This window comes from Singulisphaera rosea (assembly GCF_054877945.1).
Window position 1 is genome coordinate 1 of sequence record NZ_JBTYIP020000045.1, and the last position, 16,813, is coordinate 16,813.

Sequence of the window (16,813 nt, forward strand, 5' to 3'; positions counted from 1 at the left end):
GTACAGTCTGTCATAGCGGCGGCTCGATTCCTGGTAGGGTAGGGATTTGTGCAACACCAAATCCTACAAGGAGTAGGGCCGCCGCGCAACCAATTCCTTCGAACTGCCTATGAAATATCCGGGCTAGGCGGAATCTCCTGGCCGATGTCGCGGGTATGGGGTTATGCGCCGTGTTCTCTGCCCATCGGCTCGGGCCGATCAACGCTTCCTGAGCAAGAGCCTCAGCAGGCCCCGGAGCTGCTGGACGACCGGGGCGGCGTCGACGGTTCGCGCGAGGTTGTTGGTCTCTTCGGGGTCGGCGGCGAGGTTGAACAGCTCTTCGGTCCCATCAGCCATCTGGATGTAGTGCATTCCGGCGGCGACCACGGCCTTCATCGGCCCCTTGGCGGCGGGTTCTCGTCCGTCGTTGGTGAGCAGCTCGGGCTTCGTCGTTTCCATGAGCAGGGGCGGGGTCGTCATTCGTCCCTCGCCCGGGTCTCGCGGCCGCCAGAGCTTCGCGAAGGACCGGCCGGGGAAGGCCGGCTTCGAGGCCAATCCGAGGACATCGATCACCGTCGAGGGGAGGTCGCAGAGGCCGACGGACTCGGCGACGGTCCGCCCTTCGGGGAGCCACTTCCGGCCCGCGATCACCAGCGGGACGTGGACGAGCTGTCGGTAGAGGCTACAACCGTGGAAGAAAAGCCGGTGGTCGCCCAGGTGTTCGCCGTGGTCCGAGGTGACGATGACCAGGGTGTTCTCGAGCACGCCCTTGCGGCCGAGCTCCTCGAGGAGCGACCCGAGCCGTTTGTCGAGATAGGAAATGCAGTCATCATAGACATCGATGGCCATGTGGACGTCGTCGTTCGAGAGCGACGTCTTGTCCAGGCCGGTGAAGCTTTGCAGAGTCTGCCGCTGCGCCGAGGTCGAAGGGCGGAGCCCGAAGCCGGGCGTCGACCGGTCCGGAACCTCGTATGGGCTGTGCGCGTCGTTGTAGTTGAGGAAGGCGAAGAACGGCCGATGCGTTGCCTTGCGGTTTTCGAGCCAGCCGAGGAAGGCGCCGTTGATCGCGTCGGCGTCTTTCGCATGCTCTCGCGATTGCGGGATCAGGTCGTGCCAACGGCCGGTCCTCGCCTCGACCCAGGCGTCGACGGAGCCCTGCCACGCGGAAGCATCGATCCGGCGTCCCAGCGCGATGTAGCGGGTGAAGGTGTCGACGATGCTCAGGGAGAAGTCTTCGTAGTGGGCGAATCCCCGAGCCAGGCCGGTCTCCCGGCTGCAATAGTCGAGGTTCGCCACGAACCCCGCGGTGTCGTACCCATGTTCCGCCAGATATCCCGCGAGCGTGGGGACGCCCTCGCGCACGGGGGACTTCCAGTTGACGCCGACCTCGTGGGGCCATCGCCCGGTAAACAGGCTCGCATGCGACGGGAGTGTCCATGACGAGGACGAGAACGCGAGGTCGAACTTGACTCCGCCCCGGGCGAGCCGGTCCAGGTTCGGGGTCGTCACGCGAGGGTAACCGTGCAGGCTCGTGTTGGAGGCCCGCACCGTGTCCCACACGATCAGCAGCACGTTTTGAGCGCCGGGAGCGGACGGGGATAGTGTGGTCCCCTGGCGATATTCCTGCCACCAACGCCCGCCGACCGTCACCAACATGGTCGCGACCAGGGCGGCGACGAGCCATCCGACCGACATCCGGACCGACCGCAAGAACCTTTCCCGGCGCGATCGGACGAAGCGGACCGACTGGGTTGCCAGGCCGATGGAAATGATCGCCGTTGCCCAGAGCTCGAGCCGGAGCCGCGAGCACAGGTCGAGGAACCCGAGGAACGAAAGCAGGCCCACCGGCACACCCAGCCGGACCGATCCCCGTCGCCAGGCATAGAGGATGATCAGACTCGCGGGCACGGACACCAGGGCCGTGACGCCCAGGGGGATGAGCCAGGGGAAGTCCGCGCCGAGATGGTAGAAGTCGTGGGCGACCAGCCGCTTGTAAACGACGAGGACGCCGAGGTCGCAGAACCCCGCGATCAGGCCGATCCAGGTCGCAATCAACGCGACGGCGCCGGCCCCGACCCCGGGCCGCGACGTGGGTGCATCGGGCGCAACGATCCCAGACTCGGACCCGATCCCGGGATCAACGTCCATGTAATGACTCGAAATGCGCGTGGATGAGAACGTGATGCGCAGGATACGATCCGCAGCCCCCGTCCTTCGATCGGATCGGCGGTTGCCGATCCCGGATTTCACGAGGCTGTGGATCGGGGCCAGCTTAGCCAAGCGGCACAGTCAGGGCAAGCGGGCCCCTGGGACCTTCGCCCCTACCAGGAGCTGGCGTCGACTCCTTCAGCTCGTCTCGCACCCGGTATTCTGCCCGCGTCCCCGGCAAGGATTGCGCAGGTCGCTTAACAATGAAGGACACCGGAGAGGGAGTCACAAAGTGGACAGGTTTGCCGCCGCATTCGGATCGAAGCGTATCGTTGTCGCTCAAATCGATTCTTGTCGGTCGTTTTAGTAACGGCGTTATGGTCAATTCGCACATCGTATTCACCGGGCAGGGAGGTCGATGGGATTCGAGGAGAGGGGCGGTCCGGATCTCCGAGTCGTTCGGACGGGGGAGGAGCCGGTACAAAAATTCGATTGATACTTGTCGGGGTGCCCGACTCGGTTATGCTCAACCTGTCTCGATCGATTTCAGCCCGGGGACCCTTCGTCGTGAATTGAGGCTCGACGAGTATGGTTTTCGCTCCGGCTCTCGAATCCGTCCGACTTCCGCGAATTGTGAAGAGATCGCCAGGGGGCTGCCCGTTAGGGGGTGGTCCTCAAGAATGGGCGCGCGGTGGTTCTACGCGCCGGCCGAATCGTATGGATTAAGAAGAATTAATGATAGTGGTTGAAATCGAAATAAGGTGTGTCGCCCCGTTCAAACCTGAAGTCGTTCGCTGCCGGCGGATGGGTTGATTTCGTGGTGCGAAGAATTGGCCCTCGAGCCCTAGGTTCGGGGCGGTCCCGCCGGTTGTCGAGGAGAGTCCATCGTGCGCGATACATGCCGCAGGTTGTTGGCTACGGCCCTGTCCGTCGCGATGCTGGGTGGCCTGGGTGGCGGCCTGAGCGGCTGCGGCGAGGGCAAGCCGTCGGACGGGACGATGGTGAGCGGAGCGCCGCCCCAGTCCGAACAGCAGAAGGCGATGCATAAGAAATTCTACGACCGGTCGAAGAGGGCGAAGAGGGGCGGTCGGCGTTGACCTGCCGAGCGGCGATCGCCGCGGCCTCTCCCTCGCGTCTGGGGACGGCCGTCGGGCCTGTCGCCGCGAGACAATGCCGGCTCGGCGGGCCCAGGGCCCGCCCGCGGAGGGGCGTCCACGGTGCCGTGGCGTCCGAGTGTTCGTGAGATCTGTCAAATCTGGGGGTGCCGATGTCGACAGCTTCTTCGAGGCGAGGTTTCACGCTGATCGAACTCCTGGTGGTGATCGCGATCATCGCCGTGTTGATCGCGCTGTTGCTCCCGGCCGTGCAGTCGGCCCGAGAGGCCGCCAGGCGCATGCAGTGCGTGAACAACCTGAAACAGATCGGGTTGGGCATTCACAATTACCATTCGGCCAACAGCGTATTCCCGATGGGCGGGTCCGCCCAGCTCAACGTCCGCAAGCAGGGGCCCTACGAGTGGGAGAACTTCAGCGCCTTCGCGCTGATGCTCAGCTACCTCGAGCAGGCCCCGATGTACAATGCGATCAACTTCATGATCTGCCCCGACACGGGGTATGGTTATGGTTTTGCGCCGAATACCACGGCCTACAACTGCAAGCTCAACCTGTTCCTCTGCCCCTCCGACCCGTTCTCCGGCATCCAGAACCTGAACAACTACATGGCGTGCTACGGCACTACCACCTGGATGCCCTCCTACCAGGTCGGGATGACGACGCTCAACTCGTCGCGAGACACCAGTGGTGTCTTCACGATCTGGAAGTCGTACGGCATCAACGACGTGACCGACGGATCGAGCAACACAATGGCCTATTCCGAGTCGATCGTCGGGAACGGGGCCAACGGCTATTCGGGCACGACGAGCCCGAGGAAGTATCGGGGTAACTTCCTCTTCAACCAGTCGGGCAACCCCTCGAGCGGCCTCGTGCTCGACATCGGCACGTCGCCGTACGCCAACGTGCTCGCCGACATCCAGAACTGCGCCAGCACGTTCATCACCGACAACAACGACATCGCCGACTATCGCGGCTATCGTTGGATCATGGGCATCCCCGGCGCCACGATGTTCAACTCCGTGCAGACCCCGAACGAGGGGAACAACAACGGCTGCCGGTTCGGCTGCGGCGTCGGCTGCAACACCGACTCGGCCTGGTCCGTGCCCGCCACCAGCACTCACGCCGGCGGCGTCAACGTCCTGTTCGCCGACGGCTCCACCCGATTCGTCAAGAACACCGTCAACCGCAAGACCTGGTGGGCCATCTCCACCCGGGCCGGCAACGAAGTCGTCAGCGCCGACGCATTCTGACGCCACTCCAATCGGGCCGCCCCGAGCCTCCACGCCGAGGACGTTGGAGCGGCCGGTCGGCGACATCCTGAACGCGAAAGGGCCGGGGATCATCCCCCGGCCCTCTTCGTTTTATGATCAGATGTCGTCTCGGACGAACGTCGATCGAACGACGTTCACAAGTCCGCTCGACCCCACATTCCCAATAGTCGTAGAGTCCCGGCCACAGAGCAACGTTGGCTTGCAACTCACGCTTTCTTCGTCGCGACCTTGGGTTCCTGGGAGGCGACGACGACGACCCCGGCCGCGACGCAGAGCCCGAGGAGCAGGTCGCCCGCGAGCCTGGTCCCGGCCAAGTCCGAGAGCGGCCGTTCCGTGTGCGCGAGCGGGAAGAGGCTGCCGGAGACGTCGAACAGGACCGTCCCCAACCCTGCGCCCACGATCCCCCCGACGAGGGCCCGCCCGATCACGGGCCGGCTCCCCGTGCCGATCCCGAATGCGATCCCGGCGGCCGCCCCCAGGGCCGCCCAGACTCCGAGGTGGATGAGCACCGACAGCGTCAGATCCGCCGATTCCATGCGGCCGAAATAAACCGGGAATAGTCCGTAAGAACTCCCCGCCCCGGCTATCGCCCCGAGCACGACGCCCGATATTCCGGCGATGAGCGTGCGGCGGTGTGATCGCCCCCCGATCAGCAGACCCGAGGCCACTCCGAGGCCGAGCGACAACACTGCGCCCAGGATCGCATATCCGACAACGCCGTTCCGGGTCGCCCGAGGCACGGAGAGTTCCGCGCCTCCATAAAATTCGTCCTCGTCCACGACCTCCGCCACGCGGAACGCGTCCCCGAGGACCCAACCGGCGCCCCCCGAGGCCAGCGCCACGAGGAGTGCGACGAACAGGACTTTGGCGCCGAAGACGGGCTTCGTCTCGGGTTGGGCGGGTGAGCCTCCGAGTCCGGCCTCGGGCTCGACATGCTCTTGCGTCACACCCTTGAAATCGGATGTGCTCATCGATAAATTCCTTGATGGTCTTCCGGCGCGTGCGTGTGAAAGGGGCGCGACGTGCAACGTCGGCGGGCCGGCCGGCCTTGAGATTATTTCGGATGGATACGGTTTTCAAGTAGGCAGGCTCTTGGTCGGTCATCGGCCGGCCTGTCTGAAGATCAGCCCCTCCCCGAACGACAGTCCCGAAACCTGTTCTTAAGAATGCGGCAGGTTTCGAGTTAGGTCCTGGCTCTCGCCACGCGACTCAATGGCCATCCCGTGATCCTTCGGGCATCTCGCCTAACCGTTCGCGGTAGCGCTGGAGCCGCGGCAGCATCGCGTCCATCTTGGCGAGGTTGTCGAGCTCGTCCGGGTCGTCGGAGGTGCGGAAGAGCAGCTCTCGTCCATTCCGTTGATTGCGAATATAGACATACTCGTCGTCAGCAATCGAGACGAGGGGCCCGCGCGCCGCCGGCGACCGGCCATGGCTCGGGTTGATGGGGTTGGGCGATGAGAGCTCGGAGATCACCACCGAAGCGTCTCCCGGTGGAGCCGTCTTAGCCGAGGTCTCGCGCCAGTGGCTGGCCAGCGAGTGGCCAGGGAAGGAGGATTGGCCCGGCAATCCGGCCATGTCGACGATCGTGGCCGACAGGTCGAGCAGGCTGACGGGTGTCTTGACGACGACTGGGGCCTCGGCCTCGGCCCTGGCCGGCAGGACGAGCAGCGGGACGCGGATCTCCGGGCGATAGAGGGACTCGCCATGTTCGAAGAGCCCGTGCTCGCCGAGTTCCTCGCCGTGATCCGAGGTGATGATGACCACGGTATTCTCGAGCACTCCTCGCGTTCGTAGCGTCTCGAACAGCTCCCCGAGTTGCCGGTCGAGGTAGGCGAGGCAGTTGTCGTAGGAGTCTCGGATGAGCTGCTGGTAGTGGGGGCCCAGGCGGGCCTTGTCCACGGTTTCCCAGAGGCCGACCAGGATGTGGAAATCCCCCATCGTCCTCGGCCCCGGACCAAAGCGGGGCGGGTTACCCTGCGGGGGCAGATACGGGGCATGGGCGTCGTAATAATTGAGGAACGCGAAGAAGGGGCGACGGGGTTCTCGTCTGCGGGACAACCAGCCGGTGAATTCGCGGTTCAACGCGGCGGCGTCCTTGCGGTAGGGGGCGACGAGGTAGGTAGTCACGGGATTAAGCCGTTCAATCCCGCTCGCCCGGGCGAGGCCGACCGCCAGGTCCCAGGCCTTCTGGAAGAGCACGGCCGTCCGCAAGGGGCGGGCGTGTTCCAGGTCGGTCCAGTAGTCGTCGAAGTGGGCGAACCCGCGATCGAGTTTCGTGTCGTACGAGCAATAGCCGATGTTGGCGGCGAAGCCGGCCGTCGCGTATCCTTGGGCGCCGAGGACCTCGGCCACGTTCGGCGAGCGATCCCGCAATGCGGTCGCCCACTCGACGCCGAGCTCGTGGGGCAAACGACCCGTGAACAGGCTCGCGTGCGAGGCGAGCGTCCAGGGCGCGGTGGCGCGGGCTTCGGTGAAGCGGATCCCACGCTCGGCCAGACGATCGAGCGTCGGCGTCGTGGGGCGTGGGTAGCCGTAGACGCCCAACCGGTCGGCCCGGACGGTGTCGAGCACGATCAACAGCACGTTCGGCGAGCCGGTCGGAGGCAAGGCGCGGGCGCCTTCCCTCGCCTCCGCGACCCAATCGGCACCGAAGGTCACGCACGCCACGACCGGCACCAACGCCAGGAGCCCGGCGGAAGTGCGGCCTGACCATCTCCGCCAGGGGCGCCCCGTCCGCTCCAGCCAGGGGACGAACTGGATCGCGGCCCCCCAGGCCAGGATCCCCCAGGCCCACGAATAGATCTGGGGGACGGCGACCAAAAGAGCGGGCATCAACGCACCGGCGCACAAGATCCGAGGACCGAGCCAGCCGAACCGTCGAGGGCCGATCCTCGCCAAGGCCGCCAACAGAAGGCCCACGACGAGGAAGAGCAGTAGGTTCGAGAGCGGCACCAGCCAGACGAAGTGCCGCGTCATCATATAGAGTCGGTTGGTCCCGATCAGGCTTTTGCAGAGTACCCGCGTCCCGACCTCGAGCCACCCGGCCGCCAGGCCGCACCAGGCGGCGAACCTAAGGACGTCCCCCGCGCCGAGTCGGCCCTTCGACGTCTGGGCGGGATTCGGTGGCCCACCATCGGATTGGTGGTTCGTGATCGAGGTCGTGCTGGTCACGGGCGTCCCCATGCTCTTGGCCGTCGAGATCGGCCGAATTCGCACCCCGTCGTCTCGCCGCCCGGCGCGTTGGGCCAAGTCGGAGTTGCCCATCACGTTGTCAGGGCGGACCGAAGATCGTACTCAACGGATCCCGGGAGGGCAATTCGGTGGGCGAGTTGTGCGATGAGTGGGCGTTAATGTCTCATCCCCACGGGGGCCGCTATCCATGACCCACGAGTTGTATCGGGTCGAACTTGTGTTGATATAATAATTTTTAATTTGTGATGTCTAAAAATTTGTATTGATGGTTCGTTCCCACGGTCCCCGTGGGAATGCTGTCTTCGGACGCTCTGCGTCCTTTTTCACGGGCTTCGAGGTGCCACCGTACCATACGAAGCAACGCGCTCCTTCTCAAGTCACCCTCGCGGAAGAAGGGCCGAATCCGAAGTCCGGCCGTGAACTCATCAGGTCGATCCGAAGGTCTCCGAGCGGCCTTCTGAAGTCGAGCAAAGAGGACGCGGATCGTCCGAAGACGGCATTCCCACGGGGACCGTAGGAACGAGAGATTTGGCGGTCCTGGCTTATGTTTCATGGATAGCGAGGGCCATGGGTACGGGCGTGTGAGGCATTTGCGATTGGCCCGGAGGGACGTGTGCACTGCGATCGAAATCCGTTCTAATGACGCCACCGAAGCCTCCCCTCCGGAGTGTCTCAGTGGCGAGGGCGAGGCCGATCCGCCGGCAAGTCACCGAGCGTTCGCGACAGGAGGTCTCATGCGACACGTTGCTGCTGCCGTGATCCTGATCCTGTTCGGTTGCATGGAGGGCCGCGTCGTCGCCGAGACGCAACGTGGCTTTGATTCTGTCGTCATCGACGGGGTGAAACTCCCGTTCGGCAAGACCGTCGAGGTCTCGGGGCCTTGTCGAGGCTACGAGGATCAGTATCCCCTGAGCGCCGGAGCCATCGCTCTGCGGCTGCGGCGTCTCGACGGAAAGGCGACCCAGGAAGAATTCGACGTCCACCTGATCCCACCGGGGAACAATGACGATTTGTCCTATGAAAAACTGCGCCGACTCGAAGGTGACGTCTTTTACAAGGTCCGCGGACGCCTCGTGTGTGCTCGGGCCGTGGGGCCGTCCCCGGCACTTGGCCTCGTCGTCGGACACATTGAGCAGGTGCCGCCGTCGCCCTTAACCTTCGCGGATTTCGTCGATCGCTCCGCGACGTTCGAGGGGACCGCTCGACCGCAAGGAACGCTCGAAACGGAACACGGTGAGGCGCAAGTCGACGGAATTGCCGCCTGGCCAAAACTCGCCGAGGGCGAGAAGATCGCGGTGCGTGGCGTCATTCGACGCACCCCGGACGGCTGGCGTATCGAACGCCCGGATTGGCATCTCATCGACCTGGGCGTACAACTCGGTCATGAGGTTACGCTGGACGGGAGACTTCGGGGCTGGGATGAGCACTGGTGGTTTCACCACCGCGACGACGACCTTTACCTGACCTCCGCTTCCGGCCCGAAATTGAGTTTTCCGAGCGACAACCACGGTCGAATGGCTCGCGTGACCGGCAAGTTGGTCCGCCAGGATCGACCTTCTATTAAAACTGATGAAGAAACATTCGGTGCGCTCGTCCCTTGTTTCGTCCTCCGCAATGCCAAGGTCGAATACCTCGAGCCGCAAGCCGACAAGAGATCTCGGTTCGGGCCGATCTATAACAGCTTTCACGTCGTTCGCGATGGTGTGATCGAACTCCTCCCCGAGTGGAGTCTCCGCAAGAATGTGATGGGAACGGAAACCGACGCCAGACTCTATAGGGAACGAAATGCTGATGCTATCGACTCGATTTTCCGCGATGCCACGCCGGAGACGCGCGAGGTGTTGGCACGGCGGATGGAGGACTCGAAATTGCCGGAGCCCTTGCGCCTCCTCTACGCCGGCATGCTCCTAAAACTCGACGACGCTCGGGGCCGGACCTTTCTTCTGAGTCGGTCTGATGTGGATGGTTCTCCAAGTATCGACGCGATCTTCTGTCTCGGCGCCTTCCTGTCTACCAAGCCCCCGAAGGACATTTCGTGGGCAGTGCGGCCGCTCATCGCGCTCATGACATCGAAGAAGCTTGCTCATCCAGAACGCTTCGAACTCGACTCGAACGATCCGGTGGGTCTGAAGGTCTTCGACATTGATGTAAAACGCTTCACGGTCGCCGACGCCACCGCTCGCTTTTCCGATATCCCAAGCCTGCTCCTGGCGATGAAATCCGCTCCGGCACGGCAGTCCGTGATCGAGTATCTCGTCACAGACGGCAAGAACACCGTTGCCGGGAACGAGATTATCCGTGCCTTGAGATTTTTTGACTCCGAGCAGACCGAGTACGCGGATGGCGAGACCGATATGGATGTCTGGGAACGTGGCACGCGTGTGGCCAGTGGGTTCCTGCCTGTCGACGAACTCCTGCGGCTCGAAGCCGCGACGGAGACTCGGTACGAGCGGCTCGCAATCCTATCCCAACTCTTGCGGCACGAGCACCGTGCCGCCGTCGATGAATTCGTCGGTGATATGAAGGATGGATTCTTCTATCTGAGCATGAGACGTCATTTGTCCCCGGAGGTAGTCCGGGCCCTCGAAGCCCACCTCCCTACCCTGAGCGGTCGGGCCAAGTACCACGCCGAGGTCCTGGTCGTGCTTTCCCGGAGGGATCCGGTCCCGGCCCTTCTCAAACGGCTCGATGATCCGTCTTGGCCCGACAAGAACCTTGTCTTGTTCGAGCTCGCGCGGCTTGCCGACCCTCGGGTCATCGCCCCTCTGGCGCGTATTCTGCGGACGGCCTCGCCCGACTTTTTTCATGTCGATTTGCAACGAATCGCCGAGGAGGCTGGCGAGGACGGAGGGGCAGAGGCCGTTGACGACGAGTATGCGAAGTCCGTCCGGATGAGAATTGCCACATCCTCCGTCGAACATGCCTTGGAGGCGATCGCGCACGCCAAGACTCCCGAGGCAATCCGCACGCTCATCGAATTGTTCCCGATCGACCTCGCGCGTTTCGGCACCTACGTCGATCGGGAGGATTTCAAGAACGGCATTGCCGCTCACTTGATTGACCTGACGGGAGAATCGTTCGGGGTCGACCCGAACGCGTGGCGGGATTGGCAGACGGCACATCCCGAGTTCGGGCTGAATCCGTAACCGCGAATCGTGAAGACGCCCGAAGAGCATGGCCCGATGATGCGGGACCTACTCCCAGGCCTCGTCCAAAGCACGCGTTGGTCACGTCGAGGTCATTGCGGCGGAAATTCGGGACACGTCGCCGAGGACCACCAGGTATTGTCCGATCGACCTGTTGCAGATTCACCACAAAGGCACCAAGACACAAAGAAATCACAGAGGAAGCTCGGGAAGGATTCGTCCTCTCGGAATGCTCCCTTTGTGCCTTCGTGCCTTTGTGGTGAAGAGTTCTCCCGGCGAAGGCCCGGTGGCGAATCACCGATCTCCGAGAATCGTCCCGGAAACTTGTAAGCGTTGGCGCTCGGCCCGCACTTCTAGGGGTAGACGGACGGCGTGAGGAGGAAGGTCGCATGGTGGGCGGGTCGTGGGGGTCGGTGGCTCGGTCGATTCAGACGCTCTTCAGCGTGGATTCGGTCGCGGGGAAGACGGAGGGGCAGCTCCTGGAGCAGTTCCTGAACCCTCGGGACGAAGCCGGGGCGGAGGCGGCGTTTGCGGCCCTGGTGAAGCTCCACGGCCCGATGGTTTGGCGGGTTTGCCTCGACTTCTTGCCAAATCCGCACGATGCCGAGGATGCGTTCCAGGCGACCTTCCTGATCCTGGTGCGTAAGGCGGGCTCGATCCGCCGGCGCGACACCCTGGGCCCTTGGCTTTACGGCGTGGCCCGGCGGGTCGCGGCGCACGCCAAGGCCTCGGCCGTCCGTCGTCGGAGACTCGAAGGGCAGGAGGGGGAGACGACGATGTCACCGGTCCCGGACGCGGAGCGCCGAGAGCAACTCGAGGCGCTCCACGAGGAACTGGGTCGGCTGCCGGAGAAGGATCGTTCGGTCGTCGTGCTCTGTCACCTCGAAGGGAGGACGCACGCCGAGGCGGCCCGGATCCTGAAGTGCCCGGTGGGCACCGTCAGCGTCCGGGTGGCCCGCACGCGTGAGGTCCTGCGGGCCCGGCTGGCCCGCCGGGGGTTGGCGTTCCCCGCCGTCTTGGCAGGAGCGTTGATCGAGCCCGGGTCCGCGCCCGCGGCGGTCCCCTCGGCCCTGGTGTCGTCCACGATCAACGCCGCGATGAAGGTCGCGGCCGGCAAGAGCCTGGCGGTTGGGACGGTCTCGGCCGCGGTGGCTCAACTGACTCAAGAGGTGCTCAAGTCCATGACCCTAGCCAAAGTCTCGATGGTGGCGGCGGGCGTGCTCGTCGCCGGGTTCGCCTCGACGGGAGTCGGCCTTCTCGCGATGGGAAGCGGGCCGGAGCCGGAAGCGCCTGCTGCGAAGGGAGGAGTCCAGGCCAAAGCCACCGCCGCGAAGTCCGAGCGCGACGTTGCGGTCGCCAAGGCCGAGAGCAAGTTCAACTTCAAGGCGATCCGGACGGCCCTCCTCGAGTACGTCGAGAAGCACGACTTGACATATCCCGACTCTGCGATCCGGTCCGGTGGCAAGCCCGTGCTGAGCTGGCGAGTTGCGCTCTTGCCGTATCTCGGTCAGCAGAAGTTGTACGACCGGTTCCACCTCGACGAAGCTTGGGACAGCCCGCACAACAAGGCACTCCTGTCGGAAATGCCCGAGGTCTATGCGACGAGCTCGGATCATGCGGCGTCCCCGACCTTGACGTATTACCAGGCCCTCGTCGGGCCGAGCACCCTCTTCGAGGACGAGGGGGGAACGTCGATCAAGACGGTGTTCGACGGGACCTCCAACACCTTGATGTTCGTCGAGGCGGCGAAGGCCGTCCCCTGGACCAAGCCCGAGGACGTGACGGTCGACAAGGGCGACCTGGTCTCGAAGTTCGGCGGCCCGTTCCCTGAGGGTTTCCACACCGCGACCGGCGACGGGGCTGTGCGGTTCCTCAACAAGACGATCGACCCGGATCTTCTCCGCTTCATGGTCACCCGAAACGGCGGCGAGGTCGTTCCCCACAAAGACCTCCCCAAGCCCGAATAGACGAGACGACGCGGCGGATCGAACCCATCTCTCGACAACTCGAATCGAGGCCGACGTGCCTCGTGGATGGCCTCCCGAGGCCCGCCACGGGGCACGTCTCGCTCTCTGGGGGGAGCCTCACCACAAAGGCACGAAGTTACCGGGAGAATCTCGGAGGAGGTCCGAAGGGAATACGTCCTCTCTGCATAGACCCCTTGTGTCTCGGTACCTTTGTGGTGAAGTCTTCATTCAGTAGGAACGCGGTCGAGGCCGACGAAGAGCGTCATCCGTTCTCTCGCGGGACCGGGTGGATATCATCGGCCGGTCCTACCCGGAGAGACGCCGATGACGATCCTGCGCAAACAGCCGTTGATTTCCTGCGCCCTGGTGGCCCTGGCCCTCACGCCGTGGCCGGCTGGTGCCCAGGACGCCCCGGCCTGGCGGGAGCTTCGCTTTCGCGAGAGCACCCAGTCGTTCCCGAACCCCGAGCGAGGCTTCTACTCGCCGCAGATGAGCCATCGGACGGGCCGGCTCGAAGGCTTGCGCGCGGGGGGGATCACCCTGCTGCTGCTCGAGGTCGACCTGAAGGCGTTCAAGGAGCGTGAACTCTCTCGGGAGAAGCTCGACGAAGTCCAGAAGGCCCTGGCGGAGGCCCGTCGACACGGCCTGAAAGCGATCCTCCGCTTCGCCTACGGGTTCACGGGGCGAGACTACCGCGCCGACCCGAAAGACATGGACCGCATCGTAGGGCACATCCGCCAACTCGGCGAGGTGTTCCGTTCGAATCGCGATGTCCTCTTCGGGGTCCAGGCGGGATTCCTCGGCCCTTGGGGCGAGTGGCACGGGTCGAACTGGGGCGACCCTCCGTCGCTGGACGCCCGACGCTCGGTCCTCTTCGGGCTGCTCGACGCCGTGCCTTCCCCCGTCACCGTCCACATCCGTCGACCGATGTTCATCCGTGACATCTTCGCAGACGAGGCAGAGCTGACCGAGGCGACGGCGTACAGCGGCTCGCGGTTGTCGCGGGTCGGCTGGCACGACGATGCACTCCTGAGCCTGCCGACCGACATGGGGACTTACGCCGAGAAGGGCTGGGACCGCGAGCGAGAGCTCCGCTGGTGCGCCGAGCACGCCCGCTTCGCCCCCTTCGGCGGCGAGTCCGTCCCCCCATCGGCCCGCACGCCGATCGACCAGGTCGTCCGCGAATTGGAACAACTCCACGCCACCTACCTGAACATCAGCTACCACGGGGGTACGCTCAACGGTTGGCGGAAGGCCGAGTACAAGGGGAGCACGGGCTTCGACCACGTCGAACGCCGGCTCGGCTACCGCCTCGTGGCCAACCGCCTGCGAGTGGCGACAGGTCTTGATGCGGAGGGTAAGCTCCGCGTCGAGCTGGACCTGCGCAACGCCGGCTTCTCCTCGCCCCACATGCCGAGAGAGGTTGCCTTCCTCCTCGTCCAGGGAGACCGGACCCACCGCGTCGTCCTCTCCGACGTCGATCCTCGCCGATGGTCCCCGGAAGCCGGGACGATCTCCGTGCGAGGCGCGATCCCCGTCCCCCCCGATGCCAAAGGAGGCCCCTGGCGTCTCCTCCTCCAACTCGCCGACCCCTCACCCAGCCTGAGCAAGGATGGCCGCTACTCCATTCGCCTCGCGAACGAAGGGGTTGCGTTCGACGAGGCACGTGGCCTGAATTCCTTGGCGGAAGATGTGGAGATCCGCTGAGGTTGACCTGAGCTCGTCGGCGATTCGATCGAGAAGGGTTTCCTCAGTTCCGTCCGTCCGCCCAGGCCCATTCGTCGGCGGGGATGGTCATCGAGACTTCCCCGAAGCCGCTCACCTCCACCCAAAAGAGCAGGCTCTCGTCGGGCATGACCTTCGCATGGACGTCGACCAAGGGCTCGATGTCGACGTCGGGAGGGAGTGTGTCCGCGAATTTGCAGACCAGCGCAACCCAGGCGTCGCGGGCACCCGGGGTGATCGAGACTCGATCGAAGACGTCGTCGGATTCCGTCATGGCGGTCGCCTCGGTTTGCAGGTCGCCAGATCGTTGGGAACGCGAGGAGATCGATTCTCAGATGTGTCACCCTGGATCGTACCATGCTCCACGGTTGCAAGTGCCCGCGATTTGGGGATGACGATCGGTTGTGGGACGAATCGCGATCCTGACCGTTGGAATGGTGGCCACGAAGCGTTACCAAGATATCGCCGACGTAGGACGCTCCGATGAACTTTGCCGTTCGTAAGATTTGGCAACGCTTGACGGCTGGGATCGCGAGCTGTCTGATGAATCGCGATCCCCCTCGCCCGAACAGGCCGATGAACGAACAGGAGTGGATGACCTGTCCCGAGCCGCTGATGTTGATTCGTCACGTACGGGGCAATGTTAGCCCTCGGAAACTTCGACTCTTCGCTTGCGCGTGCTTCCGCCGAGTCTGGAACTTCCTTCCCGAAGGTGACCGAAGGCTCGTCGAGATCACGGAACGACTCGTCGACGAGAACGCGACGCTCGAGGAGCTGATGGCTGCGTTCAAAGAGTCGCCAAAGAAGGACGGTTATTATTGCTTGGCTTATCAGAACATCGACCGTGTGGCTCGTGCCTCCGCCGATCGTGCAAGGGACATCGCGTGGAGCAGTGTTTATATTGTTGAAAAAGTTTTAATGTTTAAAATTAAAAAACATGACGATGAGGCAAACCGGCGTCGTGAAGTGGAACGCATCGCCCAGGTCGATCTGTTTCGCGACCTCATCGGCAATCCATTTCGGCCGTTGGTCGTTGAGTCTGCCTGGTTGACGTCCGATGTGATCGCACTCGCTCGCGAGATCTACGACGAACGGTCCTTCGATCGTCTACCCCAACTGGCCACGGCGCTGGAACGACAGGGGTGTTTCCTTGATGACCTCCTCCGGCATTGCCGAGAGGGAGGCGAGCATGCTCGTGGCTGCTGGGTTGTCGATGGTCTCCTTGGATTGGCATGAAGCGAGGGAGGCGTTTGGCGCCCAGATGAGGGGATTCCTTTTCGGAATGTCACCGACGTGGAATTCCACCCGAAGGATCAGGCAACATGCGGATGAAATTCCGACCCGTCTGTCATCAGTGTGGTGTTCCGCTCAACGAGGCGATTGATGGACCTTGCCCGTCCTGTGCCGAATTACGTCGCTGGCCGGCTCGGAAGCATGTGAGTCGAGTCATGCGGACGATGTTCCGAGCGCCTCGTGCCTCGGGAGGCCTTCTCTTCGAGGGCCTTGTCATCGTGGCGCTTGTGGGGTTGATCGTTGTCCTGTGCCTGCCTCCGGTCGTCCCGGACCACACCTTTCGGAATCGGCTTCGGCAGGGCGGCGTCCCGCTTCATCCGGCATTGCCGCAGACTCGGCCAGTCGAGTCGGACTCTGCCCGATAGAGTCATAGCCCAATGGGCCAATCTGCCAAGTTTGGCGGTGCCGGCAAATCTTGTTGCTTGGGTGAAGGTGGTGATTCAGTGAAGCATAGTGTTCTTGGTGAAATCGAGGAATCCGGTGATGTGTTTGACTATGTCGCGACCATCTTGTACTGTCAGCGCGACATCGAGATTCATATTCTTCTCGACGATAAACCCTTTGAGGTTGTGTTGCAACTCGCCTCCGAAGTTGCCCTTCGCCTCAAGGAACTCGACGAGACCGCCAAGCAAATCGCCGTCGTTGACCTTCGCGAGACTTATAATAACGGTTGGAACGAATACGAAGAGTTGCAAGACGATGGCTCACTAAAATCGGTCACGAATCCGCAGTTGTCTGAAGCCGAATTTGAGGCGAATCTGTCGCTGAGTTCCGTCACAATTATCGGCGATTGTGGGGTCGACTTAGTCTACGAGGACCAGGATATGTTCTGGGGCCACTGTGTTACTGTCAACTCGACGAATGGCGTCGATCTCAGCGAGGCACATGCAGAGCTGTCTGGATAGCACGCGCACAGGTGTATGCATAGGGCGTCGACTGCACGTCGTTGGGACGGTCCATCTTGTCAATGGCGGGGCAAA

11 protein-coding genes are annotated in these 16,813 nt (G+C 63.3%); 7 read left to right on the forward strand and 4 right to left on the reverse strand.

Translation table 11 applies throughout. The annotated features are described in order from the left end of the window. Positions 1 to 198: 198 nt before the first annotated feature. On the reverse strand, positions 199 to 2,127 hold the full coding sequence (locus ACYOEI_RS38650) for a sulfatase (protein WP_462855856.1): 1,929 nt from the start codon (positions 2,125 to 2,127) through the stop codon (positions 199 to 201). Positions 2,128 to 3,014: 887 nt separating this feature from the next. Between ACYOEI_RS38650 and ACYOEI_RS38655 the strand changes: the two genes are divergently transcribed. Together ACYOEI_RS38655 and ACYOEI_RS38660 are read left to right on the forward strand one after the other, a co-directional pair. After that, on the forward strand, positions 3,015 to 3,224 hold the full coding sequence (locus ACYOEI_RS38655) for a hypothetical protein (RefSeq protein ID WP_462855857.1): 210 nt from the start codon (positions 3,015 to 3,017) through the stop codon (positions 3,222 to 3,224). Positions 3,225 to 3,394: 170 nt separating this feature from the next. After that, complete coding sequence (locus tag ACYOEI_RS38660; protein WP_462855859.1) at positions 3,395 to 4,489, forward strand: DUF1559 family PulG-like putative transporter; 1,095 nt, start codon at positions 3,395 to 3,397, stop codon at positions 4,487 to 4,489. A gap of 227 nt (positions 4,490 to 4,716) precedes the next feature. Here the strand turns inward: ACYOEI_RS38660 and ACYOEI_RS38665 are convergent, their stop codons facing one another. Then, positions 4,717 to 5,481, reverse strand: a complete 765-nt coding sequence (locus ACYOEI_RS38665) for a hypothetical protein (protein ID WP_462855861.1) — start codon at positions 5,479 to 5,481, stop codon at positions 4,717 to 4,719. A gap of 238 nt (positions 5,482 to 5,719) precedes the next feature. After that, a complete protein-coding gene (locus tag ACYOEI_RS38670; protein ID WP_462855862.1) occupies positions 5,720 to 7,726 on the reverse strand; it encodes a sulfatase in 2,007 nt (668 codons plus the stop codon). Positions 7,727 to 8,436: 710 nt separating this feature from the next. Between ACYOEI_RS38670 and ACYOEI_RS38675 the strand changes: the two genes are divergently transcribed. From ACYOEI_RS38675 to ACYOEI_RS38685, 3 genes are all read left to right on the forward strand, one after another. After that, complete coding sequence (locus tag ACYOEI_RS38675; protein ID WP_462855863.1) at positions 8,437 to 10,848, forward strand: HEAT repeat domain-containing protein; 2,412 nt, start codon at positions 8,437 to 8,439, stop codon at positions 10,846 to 10,848. 389 nt (positions 10,849 to 11,237) lie between these two features. Beyond that, a complete protein-coding gene (locus tag ACYOEI_RS38680) occupies positions 11,238 to 12,815 on the forward strand; it encodes a sigma-70 family RNA polymerase sigma factor (protein WP_462855864.1) in 1,578 nt (525 codons plus the stop codon). A gap of 324 nt (positions 12,816 to 13,139) precedes the next feature. After that, a complete protein-coding gene (locus ACYOEI_RS38685; protein ID WP_462855865.1) occupies positions 13,140 to 14,522 on the forward strand; it encodes a DUF4832 domain-containing protein in 1,383 nt (460 codons plus the stop codon). Between the two features lie 43 nt (positions 14,523 to 14,565). Here ACYOEI_RS38685 and ACYOEI_RS38690 read toward each other — a convergent pair whose 3' ends face one another. Continuing rightward, the gene (locus ACYOEI_RS38690; RefSeq protein ID WP_462855867.1) at positions 14,566 to 14,814 is read right to left on the reverse strand and encodes a hypothetical protein; all 249 of its coding nucleotides are present in this window, start codon (positions 14,812 to 14,814) and stop codon (positions 14,566 to 14,568) included. Between the two features lie 209 nt (positions 14,815 to 15,023). Here ACYOEI_RS38690 and ACYOEI_RS38695 point away from each other — a divergent pair, with 209 nt between their 5' ends. Both ACYOEI_RS38695 and ACYOEI_RS38700 read left to right on the forward strand, forming a co-directional pair. Beyond that, positions 15,024 to 15,776, forward strand: a complete 753-nt coding sequence (locus ACYOEI_RS38695) for a hypothetical protein (protein ID WP_462855868.1) — start codon at positions 15,024 to 15,026, stop codon at positions 15,774 to 15,776. A 434-nt stretch (positions 15,777 to 16,210) separates the two neighbouring features. After that, a complete protein-coding gene (locus tag ACYOEI_RS38700) occupies positions 16,211 to 16,738 on the forward strand; it encodes a DUF2262 domain-containing protein (RefSeq protein WP_462855870.1) in 528 nt (175 codons plus the stop codon). Positions 16,739 to 16,813: the final 75 nt, after the last annotated feature.

What these genes read in the sequence shown, in the direction of transcription:
- ACYOEI_RS38650 (WP_462855856.1), bottom strand. Translation starts at nt 2,127, where the DNA reads ATGGACGTTGATCCCGGGATCGGGTCCGAGTCTGGGATCGTTGCGCCC.
- ACYOEI_RS38660 (WP_462855859.1), top strand. Translation starts at nt 3,395, where the DNA reads ATGTCGACAGCTTCTTCGAGGCGAGGTTTCACGCTGATCGAACTCCTG.
- ACYOEI_RS38665 (WP_462855861.1), bottom strand. Translation starts at nt 5,481, where the DNA reads ATGAGCACATCCGATTTCAAGGGTGTGACGCAAGAGCATGTCGAGCCC.
- ACYOEI_RS38675 (WP_462855863.1), top strand. Translation starts at nt 8,437, where the DNA reads ATGCGACACGTTGCTGCTGCCGTGATCCTGATCCTGTTCGGTTGCATG.
- ACYOEI_RS38680 (WP_462855864.1), top strand. Translation starts at nt 11,238, where the DNA reads ATGGTGGGCGGGTCGTGGGGGTCGGTGGCTCGGTCGATTCAGACGCTC.
- ACYOEI_RS38685 (WP_462855865.1), top strand. Translation starts at nt 13,140, where the DNA reads ATGACGATCCTGCGCAAACAGCCGTTGATTTCCTGCGCCCTGGTGGCC.
- ACYOEI_RS38690 (WP_462855867.1), bottom strand. Translation starts at nt 14,814, where the DNA reads ATGACGGAATCCGACGACGTCTTCGATCGAGTCTCGATCACCCCGGGT.
- ACYOEI_RS38695 (WP_462855868.1), top strand. Translation starts at nt 15,024, where the DNA reads ATGAACTTTGCCGTTCGTAAGATTTGGCAACGCTTGACGGCTGGGATC.
- ACYOEI_RS38700 (WP_462855870.1), top strand. Translation starts at nt 16,211, where the DNA reads ATGGGCCAATCTGCCAAGTTTGGCGGTGCCGGCAAATCTTGTTGCTTG.